This is a genomic window from Hymenobacter pini (genome assembly GCF_020421205.1).
Taxonomy (GTDB): domain Bacteria; phylum Bacteroidota; class Bacteroidia; order Cytophagales; family Hymenobacteraceae; genus Hymenobacter; species Hymenobacter pini.
Genome location: NZ_JAIZZH010000001.1, coordinates 524211 through 544287, shown reverse-complemented (window position 1 = coordinate 544287; position 20077 = coordinate 524211). Strand labels below are relative to the sequence as shown.

Sequence of the window (20077 nt, the reverse complement as noted above, 5' to 3'; positions counted from 1 at the left end):
TGAGTGAGTGCGTGACCGTCATTGCGAGGCGCAGCCGAAGCAATCCTTTTCAGCGTGCTTAGCGCTGACCTAACGAAAAGCCCCTGGCGTTTGTGCAGACGTCAGGGGCTTTTGAGTAAATCAAGGGTTCGTGCTTCGAAAAGGAAGGCTTGCTTCGGCTGCGCCTCGCAATGACGGTCACGCACTCACCTACGGTAGTAGCAGCACCTTGCCGGTGCTTTGGCGGCTTTCCAGGAGGCGGTGAGCAGCGGCTCCTTCGGCTAGGGGGAAGGTAGCTGTGATATTGGCGGTGAGTTTGCCCTGGCGCACCAATTCAAACAGGGCCGAGGCCCGGCGCACCCGTTCCTCCCGCGAGGTCAGGTAGCTCCACAGGTCGCCGCCGGTAAGGGTTTTGGAAGCATCCATCAGCATGCGCGGGTCCACGGGGGCCGGGTCGCCGCCGGCCATTCCGAAAAATACCACTGTACCAGTGGCCCGCACCGCCTCGAAGCTTTGGGCCAGGGTGCTGCCAACTGAGTCGTATACCACATGTGCGCCCCCAGTGGCCTGTACGGTAGCCACCCAGTCATCGGCATACAGCAATACGGTATCGGCTCCGGCTGCAAGGGCCTGCTGGCGCTTGGCTTCACTGGAAGTTAGCCCGATGACCCGCCCACCTAGCACTTTGATATACTGCGTAAGCAGCTGCCCTACCCCTCCTGCCACCGCATGCACCAAGGCCACGGTACCAGGGCGAACGGCGTAGCTGTCGTGGGTCAGGTACTGAGCCGTGAGCCCCTGCAGTAGCAGGGCCGCCGCTGCTTCAAAGCTCACGTCGTCGGGCAGGGGCAGCAGGTGGTCGGCGGGTATCCGCACCAGCTCAGCGTTGGCGTGGGGCACGTCGGCAAAGGCCATCCGCTGCCCTACCTGCACATCCGTTACGCCCGGCCCCACGGCTTCCACCACCCCGGCAGCTTCGTAGCCGGCTATGTAGGGCGGCGCGCCGGCCAAGTGGTAGTTGCCCTGGCGGCGGTACACATCGGCGTAATTAAGGCCGATAGCCCGGGTGCGTAGCAGCACCGTGCCGGGCAGCAGCTCAGGAGTGGGGAGTTGTTGATACTTCAGTACGTCGGGGCCGCCAAAGCTGCTAAATGTCAGCGCGTGCATGGGTAGGTGTTTGGTGAGGGGAATAGCTTGAATAGCCGGTCGGAATACTTCAACCTGGAGCAGGTATCAGTAGTTATCAGGTCAGTCAGCTACAAAGAAAAAGAGGCGGCCCTAAGGAGCCGCCTCTTTCCAATTATACTGCCGTTGCTTAGCGGAGCAGTACCAGCTTACCCCAATCCTTCTTGAAGGCCCGGTCGCCGCCGGTGGCGCGCTGCTTGAACTGGTTGTCGGGGTCATCGAGCACCACCCGGTACAGGTAAGTGCCGTTGGCCAGCCGGTCGCCGTAATCATCGGTGCCATCCCAGGCGTATTCGGTGATGTTGTTGCCGATGCGCAGCGGGCCCAGGTCGGCCATCATGATTTCCTTTACCACCCGGCCCGTCAGGCTCACAATCTGAATTTTCATGTTGCGCGGCAGCGTGGCGCCAGTCAGTGTAAACACGAATTTCGTTTTGCTGGTAACGGGGTTCGGGTAGGGGAACACGTTGGTGATGGTGGACTCCGCAATAACCTCGAAGGTGATGCGGTAGGGTTCGGAGCCCGCCAGGTTGCCCGCGCCATCCTTGCCCTGCACTTCCAACGTGTACACACCTGGCAGGAGCGGCGTAGTATTGCCGGGGCGGTAGGTAAGCGTGGCCGTGCCTTTGGCCGAGTCGGCTACGAACTCAATACCGGCCGCGTTCAGGTCCACGGTAATAGACGAGGTGCTCTTGGGCGGAGTCAGGCTCAGGATAAAGTTGGAGCGGTTTTGAATGGGCCGGAGCTTATCCAAATCTCGCAGCTGCACGCTGATAATGGGCTGAGGCGACACAATTTCACCGTTGAGCAGGTGGCGGCCGTCGAAAGCCACATCCAGCACCGGCGGCGTATCCTGGTTGCTCACCTGGAAGGGTGGCAGGCTTAGCTCGTTGTTGAAGTAAAACTGCTCAGGCTGGCGGCGCGGGTTTAGCACCACTTGGCCTGAGAGTGTACCGTACAGTCCGCGTACGTCCAGCTTCACTTCATAAGTGCGCTGCGAGTGAGCCGTGAGGGCGGCACCGGCCAGCGGGTAATACCGCTCCCGGGGCAACACCCCGGCCGTACCCGAACGGAGCACAATATAACCTGCCAGCGGTGCCGTGAAGTCGAAATCGGCCACATTTTGGAAGGTTACCGGTACCGTAATGCTGCCGGTTTGCTGGGCCTGCTGCGTGAGGGCGGCGGCCGTGAGTGGCGTAACCGACGGACGCACTACCCCTTCGGGCACGCCTTGGTAGGTTACCAGCCATTGCTCCAACTGCGGCGTAACACCCGGCGTAGCCTCGCGCAGCACCGCCTGAAGCTGCAGATACGGGTATTGTTTGGCCGAAATGCCATTCAGGGGCAACGCCCGATTAGCCACATCCGGGTTAAGCACGGTAGTAGCTCCTAGGGAGTCGATACCCAGAAGGCGCAACGTGTAGCTGCCGGTAGAGCTGGTGCGGATGGTGTGGTACAGCGTTTCCCACTGACGGGCCGGGCCGATGCGCGTGGAGGTAATGGTGGCTTCCTGGGCGCCGGCATTATACGTCCACTGCCCACCGGGCACGGCTACCTCGGCCCCGGTCCGCTCGTCGCGGCGGAATTGGCCGTGGTGGCTCTGCGACCAGCCGCCCTGGGTGCGGCCATTGATGATGCGGAAGGAGCTGGTAGCCCAGTCGGCACTTTCGTCGCCTTGGGGCGCGTTCAGGCGCACGCGCCAGTACCACACCACGCTATCCTGACTAACAGAGGTCGGCAGCGTGGGCTGCCATTCCGGCACCATCACGGCGTTTACCTTGGTGCGCTGCAGTACCGGGCTGTTGAATGTCTGGACAGTATCGGCTTCCAGGTCGTAGTCGCGGGCCGTGATGGTAGGCACGTTGCTCTGGGCCACTAGGCGCACGGCCCGGCTGCCTACAATGGCAAACTCCGGCGGACTGAGCGTAGTAACGCCGCCCGTCAGGAAGCTGTAGTTCAGCGTTGCGCGGTTGTTGGTTTCATCCGACTCGGCAATCAGGTTATCGGGGTCGAGGTCTACCTGGAAGATATTGGCCCCGGCCACGCTGCCGGTAGCGGGGTTGGTGAGGCTGAGCGTGTAGGTAGTATCCTGCCGGGCCTGGGGCACCGTGAAGTTGGTGGTAAGAGTGGTGCTGCCAAACGTGCGCGTTACCCGAATGGCCAGCGGCCCGGTAGTAACGCGGCCTGGGTTGCTTACGCCCAGTTTCAACTCGAAACGAGTACCAGCCGTGGCGGGCACTACCGCGGGTGAAATCTGCAAGCGGGCATCGGCCGTCTGGAAATCTGGCTGAAGCGGCGAGAACAGCTTCAGCACCGGGTCGCCCTGCCAGATGGTGTTCATCAGGCTGGCAATTTTACGAGCTTGCAGAGCATCAACTGGTGATAACCCCACCCCTAACCGCCGCACTGCTTCGCGCTGCACCTCCGCAATGGGTTTACCATACCAGTCATTATCAGCAAAAAGCAGTTTTGATATCTCCGTATGTAACTCGTGCAAGTCCGGATCAAACCCCAAATCAGAGTCTGCTAAGAACCCAATGATGCCTTTGTCCTCCGCCAGCAGATAATTTTCACCACCAAACGAACCGGCTGCAGTAAAGGAATTGCCAGCTGAACAGCCACTTACATACCACACGGGGTATTTGCTCTTGTTAACAAAACCCGTAGTGGCCTGTCGAATATCCGGGATTGTAAATTCCAGATTGTTAGGTCCACCATGTCCAAAATAGGAAATGAATCCTACCCCGGCATTAAAGTCGGGAGCTAGGTTTAAAGGTGCTTCTGATGGTAATGTTCCAGGAAAAGTCTCTCTACGGTATAGTTTGATTACCTGCCCAGCAAATGGAGGACTCTGTACAAAACGCGCATACGTATTCAGATAACCTGTGAATAATGGATCTTCCCACGGTTTGGTTTTATCACTGCCTACTATATGAATCACGTTTTTGCGCCACGGCTCATAGCCTAACGCTTCGTGCTCTTTTAGCTTATTCAGGTAACTCAGCACTTGCTGAGGCGTTTGCGCAGCAATACGGCCCGTAATCATCTGAGGGCGGTAGTCGCCTGCCTGCCAGTTGGCTGTGAAGAAGATGTCTGATATACCTCGGGTGCTGGCTGGCACCAGATTCAGTACAGGATTGGCACCAGAGCAGTCACCATAGAGCAAGGGATATTGCCGGTAATAAGCTGCTCCACCTACAACCTTATTGCAACCCGTTGCCTCACTTACCCCAATTCCTTTACCCAGCAGCAACAAGGACTTAGGCCGTGAGCTACCAGCCAGCATCCATTGGGCAAACTGTCGCACGGCCAGCGCGGACCTTTCCCCATAGTGAAACTGGTCGTAGAGCTGCTCAGAAGTTATAACCAGCGTATCCCACTTGCCGCCCAAAGCCGATGCCCGATAGTCGGAGTAGGCCCGCACAGCGTTGGGCGTGGTTACCCCACTGCTGGCTGCCGCCTTCATTAGTACCCGGCTGGTTACAATGATGAAGTTGTGAGCAGCAGGTGAAACCTGCCGAAATATTACCCGGCGGGCATCAACCGGCACTAGAGCCCGGTCGGCATCGGCCAGCAGTAGGGTGCGGGTGCGGCCGTTAGCGGTGCTGAACACGAAACTGCGTTGTGTAGCTATCTGGCCGGGCCGCCCTTCCACGCGCTGCACATCATACGGGTCGCTTACATCGTAGCCCCGTACGGTCGCCGGAATGGAATCAAGTTGATAGTACGCCGGGCTGGCCAGCGTTGAGTCGCTACTGAACAGTTGCTGCGTGAGACGGGGCCGCCAGTATATCGTTTCCGGATAGGTAACGCGTACGTAGGCTACTCGTGCCCGGTCCCCGAGTCGTTGGTTGGATGTTGTGCCCAGCAGTTGCTTTACCAGTATAGTAACCCGGCCATTAGCTGCTCGGTCAGTGGATAACAATGCATAGGAGCCCCGCGCATAGTCGAAATTGGCAAAATTAAGCGTACCCAGCACTCGTGAGCCGCCACTAGGCAGGGCCACACTTACCTGGGTGCTGTGCATCCCCTGCGTGGCCCCCACTACCTGAATATCAGCTCGCATGGACTGGGCAGTTGTAGTCATGCGCCACACAGAATCAATAGGAAAGCTTGCATCGGAACCAGCAAACACGTCGCTAAAAAACCCTTCTCCCCGCTCTGCCCAAGGTTGATAGGTATTTGTTTCGTCGTTGATAACGTTGTAGCGAAACGACTGTACCTGCAGCGGCTTGCGGATGCGGCTGGTATGCGGCGCACCGGTAGCCGCCGGGTTGCTCTGCACCATCCGCTTACCTGCCGCACTCGACCAAGTAAGAAAGTACGAGGCCGTATCCGTAAACAGACTGTAATATGGCTGCGCTTGGTCGGCAGGAGTCAGATACATTCCCTTGTCCAGCGCCGCATCATTGCGCTGGCCGAAGAACTCAATAAAAGTGCTGTTGTCTAGCGCCGTGGTGTTGCCGCCTACGTGGATGGCGACTTCCTTGCCCCGTCGCCACAGCTGCAGCCGCTGCGGATTCACGCCGCTGATGCCGGCCCGCTGCAGATATTGGTAGTCGAGGCGGTAGAGGCCGTCGCGGGCCACTTTGATTTTGTAGTACTGCTGGCCGGGTACAATCCACTCGTTGCCATAAGGCCCCGACTGGGCGCGGGCCGCCGAGATGCTCAGCACAACGAGCAGCACGAGCAGCCATAGTTTCTGGTAAGCCTGTGTCATAGATCCTCTCCTGAAGGCGTAATTACTTGATGCCGTAGCCTAACGACACGATAATAGAGGTAGGTTGGGAGCGTTGGCCCAGCTTCTCCACGGCCAGGCGTGTGAGAGCCATATCCAGGCGCAGGCCGCTCAGCGCCAAGCCTACACCCAAGCTGGGTTGGGCCTTCCATTGCTCTTTGCCCGTGAACGACTGCACCTGCTGCAGGTTGCCCAAGCCCCCCCGCAGGTATACCAGCTGCTTATAGCCCAGCTCCAGCCCGGCCCGCGGGTCCAGGTTCACGACACTCGACGACACCAGCGTGTTGCGCTGCCCATCGGTGCTGATTTCAACATCCAGGGCCGGTTGGGCCGTAAACTCGCCGGGCAGCTTGAAGAGGCGGCTGGCTCCCAGCACGAACAGCGGCAGGGTTATTTCGGTGCTGCTCTTGGGCAGCTCATCCAGCGCATTGGCCGAGCCCTTAAACTCCTCCGGGTGAATGGTCCAGGCGTTGTACGTCGTCGTGATGTCGCGGGCCATCAGGGCCAGGCGCCAGTCGTTGCGGCGGTACTGCAGGCCGGCGTCCACCCCAAACCCAATGGCGTTGGCGAAGGAGCCGATGTTACGGTAAATCAGCTTGGCATTGGCCCCTACCTGCAAGCCCTCAATACTCCCTATCTGGCGGGCGTAGGACAGGAGCAGCGCGTAATCACCCACGGAGAAGTAGCGGATGTTATTGTAGTCGATGTAGCCGTACTCGTTTACCAGGTTGCGGGTATCAGCAATGTCGTCCACCGCCAGCCGAATCAGGCTCACGCCAATGGCGCTTTTATCGTCGAGCTTCATACCGAAGCCGGCGTAGTCGTTCTTCACGATGCCCGAGAACAGCTCGGAGTGCATCAGCGCGCCGTCGTATTTGGTTTTCTGGTTCACCAGCCCGGCGGGGTTCCAGTAGCCGGCCGTGGCATCATCGGCCAGGCTCACCTGCACTTTGCCCATCCCGAGGGCCCGGCCCCCTACCCCAATGTTGAGGAATTCGTTGCTGTATTTGGGCGTCTTGTCCTGAGCCAGGGCGGGCACGGCAGCCAGCCCGCTTAGCAGGGTGCCCATAAGCAGGGCCGTACGACGGGAAATGTGGAGCATAGAGGGTGTAATCAGATAGTAATGCCAAAAGGGTTGGAACGTGGCAGGAACGCAAGATACTCATTAATAGTGCGAGGCGGCGGCAAGTAATCCGAAAAAGGCAGTTTGCGACTTGCAGAGGCCGTTTTGCGGGCTTGTCATAAGCACCGCCACCAACATTTCTAGAACCGAATATCCGGTCAGCAAAATATTTTTCATCAGGTACCTTGCGTTGCATAGTACCTTCTATTATATTTGTCTCATTCTTCACCGATATCTGCCTCAGCCCATGAAAGTCGAGAACACCCAAGTGCAGATGCGGAAGGGCATCCTGGAGTTCTGCATTCTGGAAATCATTGCCCGCGGCGAGGTGTATGCGTCCGACATGCTCGAAGAGCTAACTTCTGCCCGCATGATTGTGGTGGAAGGCACGCTCTACCCGCTGCTGACCCGCCTCAAAAACGCCGGTCTGCTGGACTACACCTGGAAGGAGTCTACCTCCGGCCCGCCCCGCAAGTACTACACCCTCACCACCGACGGCCAGGAGTTTCTGCACCAGTTGCGCCTGACCTGGGAGGAAGTCCAGGACTCCATCCGCATCATCCGCCAGAAGCCGCGCACTCCGGATGCGGTTTCGCCCGCTGGCCTCGAGGTGGCTCCTCCGGACGCCCCCTCCGCCCCGGACCCGCTGCTTTAACCTGAAGCAGCCGCCCACTACCAGTTATTCTTGACTAGTTGCAGCACTGAGATGAAAAAGAACATCAGCATCAACCTTCAGGGCATGATCTTCCACATTGAGGAAGACGGCTACGAAGTGCTTAGCCGCTACCTGGCGGAAGTGAAAGCCCACTTCAGCGGCTACCGCGGCCACGAGGAAATTGTGGCCGACATCGAGAGCCGCATTGCCGAGCTCTTCGCCGCCCGCCTCTCCGGCCTCAAGCAGGTCATTACGCTGGAAGACGTGGAAGCCATGACAGCCAAAATGGGTCGCGTGAGCGACTTCCAGTCGGCCGACGACGCCGAAGACGACGAGGAGTTGCTGGCCGAAGCCGTAGCCTCAGGCTCGGCCCAGGGCACCTACGCCGGTAGCACCTACTCCAGCAGCCGCGCCCGCACCACCGCCAACGAGGCTACCGAAGCCGCCGAAGAAGCTGGTCCCAAGCGCCTGTACCGGGACATGGCCAACCGCAAGGTGGCGGGCGTAGCTGCCGGTCTGGCCCGCTACTTTGCCATCAACCCCATCTGGCTGCGCCTGGGCTTTTTGGTACTGGCAGTGCTGTTTCCCATGATTGCGGACAACGGCCCCCTCGACCACTTGGCCGGCCGGCTGGCGGGCATCAGCATCCTCTCCTACATCATTATGTGGATTGTGCTGCCCAAAAAGTACGGTACCATGCCCTCCGATGAGGACCCAGTATTCAAAAAGCTGTACCGGGACACCGACAATGGCAAGGTAGGGGGGGTATCGGCCGGTCTGGCCGCCTACTTCCGGGTTGATGTGGTGGTGATTCGGGTGGCGTTCCTCGCCCTGCTGTTTGCCGGCAGCCTCGGGTTCTGGCTCTACGTACTGCTGTGGATTCTTTTGCCGGAGGCGAAAACCGCCTCCGACAAGCTCCGCATGCGCGGCGACGCCGTGACCCTCTCGGCCCTGGATGAGAACCTGCGCAACAACCCCTACGCCGCGGGCGCGGAAGGCACGCCCGTAAACAACCGCCCTGTGGGCACTTTTCTGGAGGACTCCTTCAGCAACGTGCGCCCGGTTATCAACGGCATCGGCTCCATCATTCGGGTAATAGCCGGCGGTATCCTCACCCTAACGGGCTTCAGCCTGCTGCTGGCGGTGGTAATGGGTCTGGGAATTGGCCTGGGCATCATTTCCTCCTCCGACGACCTGGATTTTGGCCCGCTGCAACCCTTCCTGATCTTCAATGATATTTCGGTGTGGGCGGTGCTGTCGTTCTTCCTGGTAACGGCCATTCCGGCTCTGGCCCTGCTCCTGATGGGCGTTGGCCTGCTGCTGCGCCGCACTATCCTGAGCCGTACGGCCTCGCTTAGCCTGTTGGGCCTATGGCTGCTGGGTGTGGTAGGTAGCACGGTGGCGGGCATCCGGGTAGGCCGGGAGTTCCAGCGCGAGGAAGAAGTTACCCAAACCACTGCACTGGGTGGCCTGACCAAGCCCACGCTGGTGCTGGAGCGCCGGCAGCTGAACAACGGCAAATGGGTTGACCTAGACCTGGTAGGAATCGACAGTGCGCAGGCTCCCCGCCTGGAGCGCATCATCCAAGCCAAAGGGTCTTCCGACTCCATTGCCCGCCGCAATGCCGCTACCTCTACGCTGCACAATCTGCGCATCCTCAACGACTCAACGCTGAGCATCGACGACCATTTCGCCTTCCAACCTACGGCCAAGTTCCGCGACCAGGAAATGCGCCTGCGCTTGCTCATGCCCCAGGGCCGCCGGTTCCGCATGTCGGAACGGTTTGCTGACTGGCTGAATGATGAAGACTACGTGAACAACCAGGCCCCCTACCACCCCGAGAACTTCGTGTTCCGCATGAAGGGTAACAAAGTAGAGTGCGTAAACTGCAAGGAAGCCGACCTGCGCAAGCCCCACGACGAAAACTCGGAGGACTACGACAGCAACAACGACGACTACGAGGAAGGTCGCAACGACTCGGACGTGAAACTGAGCTTCGACCGGATCGAGCCCATCAACGCTGACGAAAACGCCTACGGCTCGGAGCGCCAAACCTTCAACGAGTCCAACTTCGACCACCTCACTATTGTGGGCGGTTACCGGGCCATTATCCGGCAAGGCGACTACAGCATACGGGCTGCCGGCCCCGGCCGCGCCCTGCGTGACCTGAAAGTGGAGCGTGACGGCGACAAGCTGACCATTGCCCCCCGTGACCGGGACCTGTTCGACTCTGACCGGGGCGACACGGATGACGTGCTGCTCATCATTGAGATGCCTGAGCTGAATGACCTGGAGCTGGTAGGTGGCACCCACGCCGAGGTAAGTGGCTTCGGCTCCGGCGACCTGCGCGTGCAGCAGGCCGGAGGCAGCCAGTTCCGCTTCCGCGGCAACCTGCAGGAGCTGAAGCTGGAGCTGGCCGGAGGCTGCCAGGCCGCCCTGCAGGGCAACGCCGACCGTCTGGACATCAGCGGGGCCGGTGCCTGCGAAGTAGCCGCCACTGACTTCAATGTGCGTAAAGCCGAAATTGACGCTGTTGGAGCTACTAAAATTCGCCTGCGTGTGACGGAGGAATTAAAAGCCAACGCCGTTGGTGCCAGCCTCATTGAGTACAGCGGCCGCCCTGAAAATGTAAGCCGCAAGGCTTTCGGGGCCGCAACTATCCGGTCTCTGGAAAAATAATACAGCGCCAGTCCGGCTGCTCTACCGTGAGTAGCCGGACAAAAAGCTGCCGCACTTAGCTGAATCCTGATACTCCGCCACTTACCTCACCCCAACTGTAACCCTTGGACTGTTCATGCGTTCTACATGTCGGAAACCGAATATTGCTGGAACAGTTCTTGTTCAGGCAACCCGTCGCCGGTTTTCAGCATCTATCCGTTGAGCTAACACCACAGCAATACTGGGTCCATTTGTGAGTGAAAAGGTGAGACCCGAAGGCAGCCCCGGCCTACCCTCCTGCTGCAACAGGAAGGCCGGTGCTGCCTTCAATGCGTTTTAGGGGCTCCTGTAAAACAGTCATTCCGAGCGAAGCCGAGGAATCTCGCGTGCTGATGTCAGGGTTACTCTGCAACATCAGCACGCGAGATTCCTCGGCTTCGCTCGGAATGACGGTCTTTTTTAATCTTCTGCTTTATCCTTTCACTACCGCCAACCCTTTGCGCTGGCCCAGTTCCAGCAGCAGCGGGAAGGCCTCTTCGTACTCGTTACGGACTTTGCCTTCCAGGATGGCTTCCAGCAGAGCTTCCTTCAACTCCCCTACCTCCCGGCTCGGCTTGAGGCCGAAGGTTTCCATGATGATTTCGCCGGTGATGACGGGCTTGAAGTTGCGCAAGTGGTCTTTTTCCTCCACTTCCTTCAGCTTCTGTTCCACAACATCAAAGTTGCGCAGGTAGCGCGCCACGCGCTGGTGGTCCTTGCTGGTAATGTCGGCGCGACACAGCAGCATTAGCCGGTCAATGTCGTCGCCGGCCTCAAACAGCAAGCGGCGCACCGCTGAGTCCGTCACAATTTCCTTCACCAAGGCAATAGGCCGCAGGTGCAGGCGCACCAGTTTCTGCACCTGGCGCATTTCCTCGCCTAACGGCAGTTTCAAATCAGTGAAGATGCCGGGCACCCAACGGGCCCCTTTGTCTTCGTGCCCATGGAAAGTCCAGCCCACGCGCTTGTCGTAGCGTTTGGTGGCGGGCTTGGCAATATCGTGTAGGATGGCCGCCCAGCGCAGCCACAGGTCACCACCGGCCGCTACCACATTGTCTAGCACCTGCAGGGTGTGGTAGAAGTTGTCTTTGTGCGCGTGCTGGCCCACTTTCTCCACGCCCTGTAGCTGGGCCATTTTGGGGAAGATAAGCTGTAGCAGCCCACAGCTGAACAGCAGCTTGAACCCGTAGCTGGGCTTCGGGGCCATGATAATCTTGTTGAGCTCTGTCGTAATCCGCTCCTGCGAGATAATCTTGATGCGCTCCTTGTTGCGGGCCAGCGCGTCAAACGTATCGGGGTCGATATCGAAATCCAGCTGGGTGGCAAACCGAATGGCGCGCAGCATCCGCAGCGGGTCATCGGAAAACGTAATATCGGGGTCCAGCGGCGTACGGATAATTTTGCGCTGCAAGTCGCCCATCCCGTCGTAGCGGTCCACCAGTTGGCCGTAGGTATTGGGGTTCAGGCTCAGCCCGAGGGCGTTGATGGTAAAGTCGCGCCGGGCCAGGTCATCTTCCAGCGTGCCAGCTTCCACCTCAGGCTTCCGGCTTTCGGCCCGGTAGCTTTCCTTGCGGGCCCCTACAAACTCCACCTCAATTTCGGGCGTAGGCAGCATGGCCGTCCCGAAGTTCTTGAACACCGTTACGCGGGGCCGGCCGGGCAGCTTGCGGCCTACGGCCTGGGCCAGCTCAATTCCGTCGCCCACGCACACCACGTCCACATCCTTGCTTTCCCGGCCCAGTGCCAAATCCCGCACGTACCCCCCGATCACGTAGGCCGGGAAGCCCAGCTCGCCAGCGGCATCGGCAATGGTACGGAACAACGGGAGGTCGGGCAGTTGGGGCTGTTTCATAGGGCAAAGGTAGCACGCGCCAGTCTACAGCGCAGTCCACCGTGTTAGGTACAGAACGCAAAAAAGCTTCTCCGGCACTGGGCCGGAGAAGCTTTTGGCAATGCTGCTACTGGGCAGAATTACTTTTTAACGGGGGTTTCTTCTACTACCGTCGAAGTGGTTTTGTTCACTACAACAGCCGTGTCGCCGGCGGTGGGGGTAGTTTCTTCTTTTACTTCGGCAGCAGCTTTGTCGGTAGCGTTTTCAACGGCGTCGCCGGCAGCCTCGGTGTTAGCAGCAGCATCGTTAGCAGCGCTTTCGGCGGTAGCTTCAGCGTTTTCCTGAGTTTTCTCCGAGCACGAAGCCAGGGCGAAAGGAGCAAAAGCGGCCAGTACGAGCAGGGATTTGAACGAGAATTTCATGGCGAAAAGTCGAATGAAGTGGTGAATGGATTCAGGCTTGATACTGGCCGTCCGGAAAGGTAACCCACCTGCATCCTGCTTTTTCCGTGTTCCTGCCTACTGTTGAGCCTGTTTCGTCGGGTTTAGCGCATTGTTCCGGACTTAATCCCGCAGCACTTCCAAGCTACCATCGGGCAGCACCCGCACCACCCGAGACGGGGCTGAGCGGGTTTCATCATCCTGCCGCCAGTTTACTACGTAGTCCACTTTCCGCACCAGTTGGGGGTCAATTTCGCTGAAAATGGCCGGTGTGGGTTCCCCACTACGGTTAGCCGAGGTGGAAACCAGCCCGTGCCCTAGCCGCCGAATAACGAGGTGGCAAAACTCCTCTTCCCGCACCATCCGCAGGCCCACGGTACCATCGGGGGCCAGCAGGTTGGGCGCCAAGTGCCGGCTGCCGGGCACCACGTAGGTAGTAGGCCGCTGTTGGGCAGCCAGCAGCTCCGGCAGGTTAGGCGGTACGGTTTCGGCGTAGCGGGCAAACATCTGCTCATCGGCTACCAGCACAATGCAGGCCTTTTCGGCGGGACGCTCCTTGAGCTTATAGATCTGCTCCACGGCCCGGGGCAGCTCGGCGTCGCAGCCCAGCCCCCACACGGTATCCGTGGGGTACAGTATCACTTGTTGCAGCAGCAGCGCATCCACGGCGGCTTCCACTTCCTGACGGAAAAACTTCATAACACAGCGGGTGTGGTCTGACGATAGAATGGAGTTAGGTTTACTCCGTAATACTCTGGCAAAGCTCTACCAGTACGCCGTTGGCCGATTTCGGGTGCACAAAACACACCAGCTTGTTGTCGGCGCCGCGCTTGGGTTCCTCGTTGAGCAGCTGGAAACCCTCGGCCCGCAGCCGCGCCATCTCTGCCCGGATATCATTCACCTCAAACGCCACGTGGTGAATTCCTTCGGGCTTTTTGTCGAGGTAGCGCGTGATGGCGCTATCGGGTGAGGTGCCGGCCAGCAACTCAATTTTGGAGCCGCCGACCTGAAAAAACACCGTATCCACGGCTTCTGAGGCCACATGCTCCCGTTTGTAGGGTTCCTGCCCCAGCAGTTTCGTGTACAAAGTGGTGGCCGCTTCTAGGTCTTTAACGGCAAGGCCCAAATGTTCGAGGTTGGTCAGCATCGATTAGTCGAAAAGGACGAAACCGCCATAGCGCGGCTTCTTTGGTTTTGTTCTACTTTTGTACCTACAAATGTGGGAAGAAAAGAAAACCTGTTACCCGGTTTTTGTGTTCTACCTGCGAATGATTCTCCGCTGAAACCAGACACTCGAGCCATGCTCAAGCTACCTATTTACCTCGATAACAACGCCACCACGCCCCTTGACCCGCGCGTTCTGGAGGCTATGATGCCGTACCTGACCGAGGTATTCGGCAATGCCGCTTCGCGTAACCACCCTTTCGGCTGGGCCGCCGAGGAAGCCGTGGATTACGCCCGCGAGCAGATTGCCGGCCTGATTAACTGTGACCCCAAGGAAATTATTTTCACCTCGGGTGCTACGGAGTCGGATAACCTCGGCATCAAAGGCGTGTTTGAGATGTACGCTCAGAAGGGCAACCACATCATTACCGCCACCACCGAGCATAAAGCCGTACTCGACACCTGTAAGCACATTGAAAAGCTGGGCGGCCGCGTAACCTACCTGCCGGTAGATGAAAAGGGCCTCATTAGCCTGGAAGAGCTGGAAGCTGCCATGACCCCAGAAACCATTCTGGTAACCATCATGTACGGCAACAACGAAACCGGCACTATCCAGCCCATCCGCGAAATTGCTAAGATTGCCCACAAACACGGCGCGCTGTTCATGACGGACGGCACCCAGGCCGTAGGCAAGATTCCGGTGGACGTTATTGCCGATGGCATTGACCTGATGGCCTTCTCGGCCCACAAAATGTACGGCCCCAAAGGTGTGGGTGCCCTGTACGTGCGTCGCAAGAACCCCCGCGTGAAAGTAACTGCCCAGATGGACGGTGGCGGCCACGAGCGGGGCATGCGCTCCGGCACGCTTAACGTGCCCGGTATTGTGGGCCTGGGCAAAGCCTGTGAGCTGGCCAAGCAGGAAATGGCAGCCGACACGGCCCGCTTGAGCGTAATGCGCGACCGGCTGGAAAAAGAGTTGCTGACGCTGGAAGAAAGCTATGTAAACGGCTCGGTGGAGCACCGCCTGCCCCACGTAGCCAACATCAGCTTCAAATATGTGGAAGGCGAAGGCCTGATGATGGGTGTGAAAGACTTGGCGGTATCGTCGGGCTCAGCCTGTACCTCGGCCTCTTTGGAACCCTCCTACGTACTCAAAGCCCTGGGACTCAGCGACGACCTCGCCCACAGCTCCCTGCGCTTCGGCCTCTCGCGCTTCACCACCGACGAGCAAATCGATTACGCCATCAACCACGTAAAAGAAGCCGTTACGAAGCTGCGCGAAATGTCGCCCCTGTGGGAGATGTTCAAGGAAGGCATTGACCTCAACTCCATTGAGTGGGCCGAACACTAATACGTTTCTTGTTTCTGGTTGCTAGTTTCTGGTTGGGTAAATTGTCCTGACGAAAACGAGCAGCCAGAACGACAAACAAGAAACCAGAAACTAGCAACCAGAAACTCATAAAAAGCCATGGCTTACTCCGATAAAGTAATTGACCATTACAGCAACCCCCGCAACGTGGGCACGCTGGATAAAAGCAAGAAAAACGTAGGTACCGGCCTGGTAGGCGCGCCTGAGTGCGGCGACGTAATGCGCCTGCAGATTGAGGTAGACGAAACCACCAACACCATTACCGACGCCAAATTCAAAACCTTCGGCTGCGGCTCGGCTATTGCGTCGTCGTCGCTGGCCACGGAGTGGCTGAAAGGCAAGACGGTTGACGAGGCCCTGGCCATCGACAACATGGAGATTGTGGAGGAGTTGGCCCTGCCGCCCGTAAAAATTCACTGCTCGGTGCTGGCCGAAGACGCTATTAAGTCGGCTATCAACGACTACCGCGTGAAAAACGGCCTGCCGGAGCTGGAAATGCCCAAGTCGCACCACTAATCAAGTAGGTAGAAGAGAGGAGCTAGGAGCTAGAATGCCTTCCCTTGTGGATAGTCGTTCAGGCTTCTAGCTCCTTTTTTTACCTTCTTACTTCCAGCTTCTATAAGTATGGACCTCTCCCCTACCGACGTACATATTGAAAGCGCCCGTATTCAGCGGCAGATAGAAGACTATCTGGGGCTGGGCGCAGGCAATTTATTGTTTGAGTTTCGGCAGTTGGATGGCCTCACGCGGCTTGACCTGATTACAGTAAACCCGCGCCACCACCAGAGCTTTCTGTTCCGGTACGAAACGGGCGCTGACCGCTTGGATGCGCTTCGTAAGATGCTGGCTTACGTGCAGCGTTTCCGCGACGAGGAAAGCTCCTATACCATTCAGTGGCGCACTCGGGGCGACAGGGAGTTGCAGACCTCTTATTTCCGGGCTCATAACGTGTACGAGGCGCTGGATAAGCTCTACTACGGCCGCGACCTGACGACTATTACAGTATTCAGTGTGGTGTTGAACCCAAGTTCTTAGAATGTTTCTGAACAAGCGCCGTATCTTTGGTGTTCTGTAGATGACATTTCCTTTCGGGCCTCATCACACTGGTCTGAATTAGCCTTTTTGCCCCATGATTACCGTTTCGGATAAAGCCAAGGAGAAAGTTGAAAAGCTCATGCACGATGCGGAGCTGGACGCCACGTACCGTCTGCGGGCCTCGGTGGCCGGCGGCGGCTGCTCGGGCCTAAGCTATAAGCTCGATTTCGACAACGAAGTGAAACCCATGGACCAGGAGTTTGAGGACAAAGGCATTAAGGTGGTAGTGGATATGAAAAGCTTCCTTTACCTGGCTGGTACTCAACTGGACTTTTCGGATGGCCTGAACGGTAAAGGGTTCTACTTCGACAACCCAAACGCTTCCCGCACCTGTGGCTGCGGGGAAAGCTTTTCGGTATAACTTCAGAACACGAGTTATAAAAAAGGCCACACTTCACTTGAAGTGTGGCCTTTTTCGTGGCTATTGAGTTCAGAGCAAAAAAGCGGCTGCACGTTACCGAGCAGCCGCTTTCATGTGGTTTCTGTACGGCTATTCCTTGATGAACTTGTGCGCCGACCGACCGGCTGGTATTGTTACTAACACTTGGTACACGCCGGCGGGCAATTTGGCAACCTGCACCGAAGTGGCTCCTTGCGCGTTGCCTTGCAGCACTACCTGGCCCAGCGAGTTCATGACCTGATAAGTACCCGTCACTGCCGCTGGCAATTGTAGCGTCAGCTCGTTGTGCGCCGGGTTCGGGTATAGGCTGATTTCGGAGCTCCGGCTCATTACCCGCACGGTGGAGTACGAGGATTTTCCGTCGGCATCCAGCTGGCGCAGGCGGTAGTACACAGTACTGATGGGTACGTTGGTATCCAGAAAAGCGTACTGCTGGCCTTGGGTGGTAGTGCCCCGGCCATCTACTTTTCCTACTGTCTGGAACTGCTTTCCATCCAAGCTGCGCTGGACTTCAAAACCGGCGTTGTTTTGCTCTGCGGCCGTGCGCCACGATAGGCGTACGTGCGGGTAAGCGGCCACGGCATCAAAGGCGACCAGCGTAACGGGCAGCGGGTTTACAGCCAAGCTGGCGTCGGTACTGGCCAGGGCAAAGTCGCTGAAGGAAGCGAATACATCCGAGGTGATGGAGCCTGCTACAAAGGCCCCATTATTAGCCGTGCCATTCTGGGCAGTGTGCCCAATACTCACCCAAGGATCAGCAGCGGTGCTCCGCTTGGCAATTACCAGACTGGCAGCGGCGGGGTCATTTACCTGGTCCTCCACATCAAAGCTCAGCGTAATGGTACCGCTGAAGTTCACGGGCTGGGCATCGGGCGTAATGGTCAGGTAGCGGAAAGACGAAACACGGGTGAGTGGGGCCGTTACTGCCGACGTGCGGGCCGACTGGTTGAACAGTTCCGCCGTGTAAACCGTGGTGCTGGTCTGGGAAGCTACCGATAACGCCGCCGGGCGGTATTTGCCGGCCTTACCAACGGGAAATACAAAAGTAGTTGGCGTGGCTACCGGAGTTAGTATGCGCTTGAGCGGACCGTTCACGTAGCTATTCGGCGTTGAGGATGAGCTTACAGTAGCATTCGGACCCAAGGTGAGCGAGTTGGTAGCGTCCGTATTGATGAGGCCGCTGGAGAGTGTCAGGGGGCCTTCCAGCAAAACAGCACCAAGGGGTGTCAGTACATCGTTGTTTTGCAGCGTCAGGCTATGATAGGTTCCACCCGCAATGGAAGCTCCCGGAGCGCTGAAGCTTATCTGCCCCACGGCTGCCCCCCAACCGGTAGCTACCCGCACGCCATCTACGGTAATGGTAGGAGCACTGCTGTTACCCTGTCGCAGAGCAACGGCATTTAGTGCGGTGTACGTATCGGTGCCCGTTACGGAAATCAAACCAGAAACGGGCTCCGCAGCCGAAGCAGCAGGCAGCATATGCAGCGTGACAATATCACCACTAGCCACAACTTCGTATTTCAGTACCAGCAGATAGGTTTTGTTCAGGTCAAATACTTGGTTGGCATATGTAGCCGTACTACTTACTGACAGCCCCATTTGAAAGCCCGCAGTGGCGGCTCGCACAAACACCCGCCCGCGAAGAATACTGGTGGCCGTGTTATCGGCGTCGAAGAAATGCAGGAAGTAGTCGCCATTACCGGCTGCTGACACCCGCACGGTAGCAGCGGCATACAGCGTAGTAGCGGCTGACGGCACCATGAACTTCTTATTTAAATCGTCACCGCTTTGTACCAGCTTAGCCCGCCGTGTTGCGGTGGTATCTACAAGGCTAAGGGGGTAGCCACTCAAGGCGTTATTACCGTTGAGAATGGTTACAGCATTGGTTCCGGGACTATGTACCGTCCAGCCATGTGCTTGCAGGTTGTCTCCAATGGGATAATTAAAATTTTCCTCCAGCATAAGCATGCCGGTAGCCGTGGAAGCCAGAGAAGCCGTAGCCGAGCCTTTCAGCGTCAGCGTATAAGGATTTTCATCGGCGTCGTTGTTAGCAATACTAATGGTGGCAGTGCGTGCCCCCACCGCTGCTGGCGTAAATGATATGGTAAATTGCACCGTGCTGCCTACCGCTACGGTTGTTGCTGTCGGCTGGTTCACAGTAAAATCGGCGGCATTGGCACCCGATACTTCCACAATAGGAGTACCGGCAAGGGTAAGAACATCCGTACCCCGGTTCTGAATATCCAGCGTGAGGCTGACAGTTGAGCCCGCCGGGGTATTGCTAAACGTCACGGTGCTACCTACTGCCAGGCTGGTGCCCGCCTGTACCACGTTTATTTCGGGCGCCGGCGCGCACGTATTGGCGGCCGATGACGTGTTGCGCGGATTAGGAGTAGTTACCTGGAAGTCGGCGGCGTTGTCGTCGGTATCCAGACAGCCCCCGTTTTGGCGGAGGGCCGCCGTTGTGTTGCCCAGGTCGGCGGTAGGGCCGCTACCCTCGCTGCAGGTAGCCGTGGTGCCATACCCCACGAAATCCAATACGCCGCTGGCCGGGCAGCCGCTGGTCAAGGCCGTGCTGTTACCCACTAATGCCACCTTACCTGCACTGTTGCTCATGTTGAAGCTGGCCGTCAGGTCGGGAGTAGGCAGAGCATTGCCGTTCGAGCCCGCGCTGCTTGCGCGCACCAAGTAGTAAGCCCCGGCCGCCAGCGTAGTATTGGCCGGAACAGCTTGGACTGACCACGTGCTGCCTGACCCACTAGTGTATTGCACCGACCAGCCGCTGATGGATACCGGACTACCTGTTACGTTGTGCAGCTCGATAAAATCGGCATTGAAAGGTGCATTGCTATTGCCGCCGCCACCGTACACTTGGCTGATAACCACCTGCCCAGCTACCGGTACCGGTGTAACTTCGCCGCTTACCGTTACGTTCTGCGAGGCGCTACCGGAAACGTTCGTGATGGTACCGCTGAACGTACCCGCAGTAGTACCCGTCAGCCGTACGTATATAGTGCTGGTACCTGTGGCCGGCGCCTCCACGCTACTGGTGAATGTTCCACCCGCGGTCAGAGACACCGCGTACCCTACTGGTGCCGTAACCGTAATAGGCCCCGACAGAGCCGTAGGCGTGAGTGTGTAGGACTGGTTGGCCGAGGCTGTACCCACCTGCGTAGCAAACCCGGTAAGGGTAGTAGCAGAAGCACTAATGGCGGGTGTTTGGGCTGCTACCGTGCCATCCACCGTAACTATCTGCGTCGTTACTTCGCTGGAGGCGTTGGTAACTTGTAGCGGAGAAGCAGACGTACCGTACTGGCCGGCCGTAGCACTCCCCGCCAAGCGGACGTACACTGTACGCCCAGCATTGGCGTTACTTGCAGATACAGTTTGCGTAGTCGCGA

The 20077-nt window shown here is 58.0% G+C and carries 14 protein-coding genes; 6 read left to right on the top strand and 8 right to left on the bottom strand.

Annotation, left to right across the window (positions count from 1 at the left end; genetic code table 11):
- Nucleotides 1-189: 189 nt before the first annotated feature.
- The 3 genes from LF252_RS02460 to LF252_RS02450 all read right to left on the bottom strand — a co-directional run bounded on the left by LF252_RS02460 (nucleotide 190) and on the right by LF252_RS02450 (nucleotide 7004).
- A complete protein-coding gene (locus LF252_RS02460; RefSeq protein ID WP_226267059.1) occupies nucleotides 190-1146 on the bottom strand; it encodes a quinone oxidoreductase family protein in 957 nt (318 codons plus the stop codon).
- Nucleotides 1147-1294: 148 nt separating this feature from the next.
- Nucleotides 1295-5884 carry a putative type IX secretion system sortase PorU2 gene (gene porU2 / locus LF252_RS02455; protein ID WP_226267057.1) on the bottom strand — a complete coding sequence of 1530 codons (4590 nt, stop codon included), beginning with the start codon at nucleotides 5882-5884 and terminating at the stop codon, nucleotides 1295-1297.
- 22 nt (nucleotides 5885-5906) lie between these two features.
- Nucleotides 5907-7004, bottom strand: a complete 1098-nt coding sequence (locus tag LF252_RS02450; protein WP_226267053.1) for a putative type IX sorting system protein PorV2 — start codon at nucleotides 7002-7004, stop codon at nucleotides 5907-5909.
- Nucleotides 7005-7272: 268 nt separating this feature from the next.
- Here LF252_RS02450 and LF252_RS02445 point away from each other — a divergent pair, with 268 nt between their 5' ends.
- Together LF252_RS02445 and LF252_RS02440 are read left to right on the top strand one after the other, a co-directional pair.
- Nucleotides 7273-7680: a PadR family transcriptional regulator gene (locus LF252_RS02445; RefSeq protein WP_226267052.1), complete on the top strand. Its 408-nt coding sequence runs from the start codon at nucleotides 7273-7275 to the stop codon at nucleotides 7678-7680.
- 51 nt (nucleotides 7681-7731) lie between these two features.
- On the top strand, nucleotides 7732-10359 hold the full coding sequence (locus tag LF252_RS02440) for a PspC domain-containing protein (protein ID WP_226267051.1): 2628 nt from the start codon (nucleotides 7732-7734) through the stop codon (nucleotides 10357-10359).
- 451 nt (nucleotides 10360-10810) lie between these two features.
- Here LF252_RS02440 and LF252_RS02435 read toward each other — a convergent pair whose 3' ends face one another.
- From LF252_RS02435 to mce, 4 genes are all read right to left on the bottom strand, one after another.
- Nucleotides 10811-12229, bottom strand: coding sequence for a CCA tRNA nucleotidyltransferase (locus tag LF252_RS02435; protein ID WP_226267050.1), 1419 nt, complete (start codon nucleotides 12227-12229; stop codon nucleotides 10811-10813).
- A 119-nt stretch (nucleotides 12230-12348) separates the two neighbouring features.
- Nucleotides 12349-12630: a hypothetical protein gene (locus tag LF252_RS02430; protein WP_226267049.1), complete on the bottom strand. Its 282-nt coding sequence runs from the start codon at nucleotides 12628-12630 to the stop codon at nucleotides 12349-12351.
- A gap of 141 nt (nucleotides 12631-12771) precedes the next feature.
- Complete coding sequence (locus tag LF252_RS02425; protein ID WP_226267048.1) at nucleotides 12772-13347, bottom strand: L-threonylcarbamoyladenylate synthase; 576 nt, start codon at nucleotides 13345-13347, stop codon at nucleotides 12772-12774.
- A gap of 40 nt (nucleotides 13348-13387) precedes the next feature.
- Nucleotides 13388-13795 (bottom strand): methylmalonyl-CoA epimerase, encoded by a 408-nt coding sequence (gene mce, locus LF252_RS02420; protein WP_226267047.1) that lies wholly within the window; start codon nucleotides 13793-13795, stop codon nucleotides 13388-13390.
- Nucleotides 13796-13948: 153 nt separating this feature from the next.
- On the opposite strand from mce, the gene LF252_RS02415 reads away from it, so the two are divergent.
- The 4 genes from LF252_RS02415 to LF252_RS02400 all read left to right on the top strand — a co-directional run bounded on the left by LF252_RS02415 (nucleotide 13949) and on the right by LF252_RS02400 (nucleotide 16637).
- Nucleotides 13949-15163, top strand: coding sequence for an IscS subfamily cysteine desulfurase (locus LF252_RS02415; protein ID WP_226267046.1), 1215 nt, complete (start codon nucleotides 13949-13951; stop codon nucleotides 15161-15163).
- A 117-nt stretch (nucleotides 15164-15280) separates the two neighbouring features.
- Nucleotides 15281-15697 (top strand): Fe-S cluster assembly scaffold IscU, encoded by a 417-nt coding sequence (gene iscU / locus LF252_RS02410; RefSeq protein WP_188558280.1) that lies wholly within the window; start codon nucleotides 15281-15283, stop codon nucleotides 15695-15697.
- Between the two features lie 108 nt (nucleotides 15698-15805).
- Nucleotides 15806-16216: a hypothetical protein gene (locus LF252_RS02405; RefSeq protein ID WP_226267045.1), complete on the top strand. Its 411-nt coding sequence runs from the start codon at nucleotides 15806-15808 to the stop codon at nucleotides 16214-16216.
- A 94-nt stretch (nucleotides 16217-16310) separates the two neighbouring features.
- Nucleotides 16311-16637, top strand: a complete 327-nt coding sequence (locus LF252_RS02400; RefSeq protein ID WP_226267044.1) for a HesB/IscA family protein — start codon at nucleotides 16311-16313, stop codon at nucleotides 16635-16637.
- Nucleotides 16638-16766: 129 nt separating this feature from the next.
- On the opposite strand, the gene LF252_RS02395 is transcribed toward LF252_RS02400, so the two are convergent.
- Complete coding sequence (locus LF252_RS02395; RefSeq protein WP_226267024.1) at nucleotides 16767-20027, bottom strand: choice-of-anchor D domain-containing protein; 3261 nt, start codon at nucleotides 20025-20027, stop codon at nucleotides 16767-16769.
- Nucleotides 20028-20077: the final 50 nt, after the last annotated feature.

What these genes read in the sequence shown, in the direction of transcription:
- LF252_RS02460 (WP_226267059.1), bottom strand. Translation starts at nt 1,146, where the DNA reads ATGCACGCGCTGACATTTAGCAGCTTTGGCGGCCCCGACGTACTGAAG.
- porU2 (WP_226267057.1), bottom strand. Translation starts at nt 5,884, where the DNA reads ATGACACAGGCTTACCAGAAACTATGGCTGCTCGTGCTGCTCGTTGTG.
- LF252_RS02450 (WP_226267053.1), bottom strand. Translation starts at nt 7,004, where the DNA reads ATGCTCCACATTTCCCGTCGTACGGCCCTGCTTATGGGCACCCTGCTA.
- LF252_RS02445 (WP_226267052.1), top strand. Translation starts at nt 7,273, where the DNA reads ATGAAAGTCGAGAACACCCAAGTGCAGATGCGGAAGGGCATCCTGGAG.
- LF252_RS02440 (WP_226267051.1), top strand. Translation starts at nt 7,732, where the DNA reads ATGAAAAAGAACATCAGCATCAACCTTCAGGGCATGATCTTCCACATT.
- LF252_RS02435 (WP_226267050.1), bottom strand. Translation starts at nt 12,229, where the DNA reads ATGAAACAGCCCCAACTGCCCGACCTCCCGTTGTTCCGTACCATTGCC.
- LF252_RS02430 (WP_226267049.1), bottom strand. Translation starts at nt 12,630, where the DNA reads ATGAAATTCTCGTTCAAATCCCTGCTCGTACTGGCCGCTTTTGCTCCT.
- LF252_RS02425 (WP_226267048.1), bottom strand. Translation starts at nt 13,347, where the DNA reads ATGAAGTTTTTCCGTCAGGAAGTGGAAGCCGCCGTGGATGCGCTGCTG.
- mce (WP_226267047.1), bottom strand. Translation starts at nt 13,795, where the DNA reads ATGCTGACCAACCTCGAACATTTGGGCCTTGCCGTTAAAGACCTAGAA.
- LF252_RS02415 (WP_226267046.1), top strand. Translation starts at nt 13,949, where the DNA reads ATGCTCAAGCTACCTATTTACCTCGATAACAACGCCACCACGCCCCTT.
- iscU (WP_188558280.1), top strand. Translation starts at nt 15,281, where the DNA reads ATGGCTTACTCCGATAAAGTAATTGACCATTACAGCAACCCCCGCAAC.
- LF252_RS02405 (WP_226267045.1), top strand. Translation starts at nt 15,806, where the DNA reads ATGGACCTCTCCCCTACCGACGTACATATTGAAAGCGCCCGTATTCAG.
- LF252_RS02400 (WP_226267044.1), top strand. Translation starts at nt 16,311, where the DNA reads ATGATTACCGTTTCGGATAAAGCCAAGGAGAAAGTTGAAAAGCTCATG.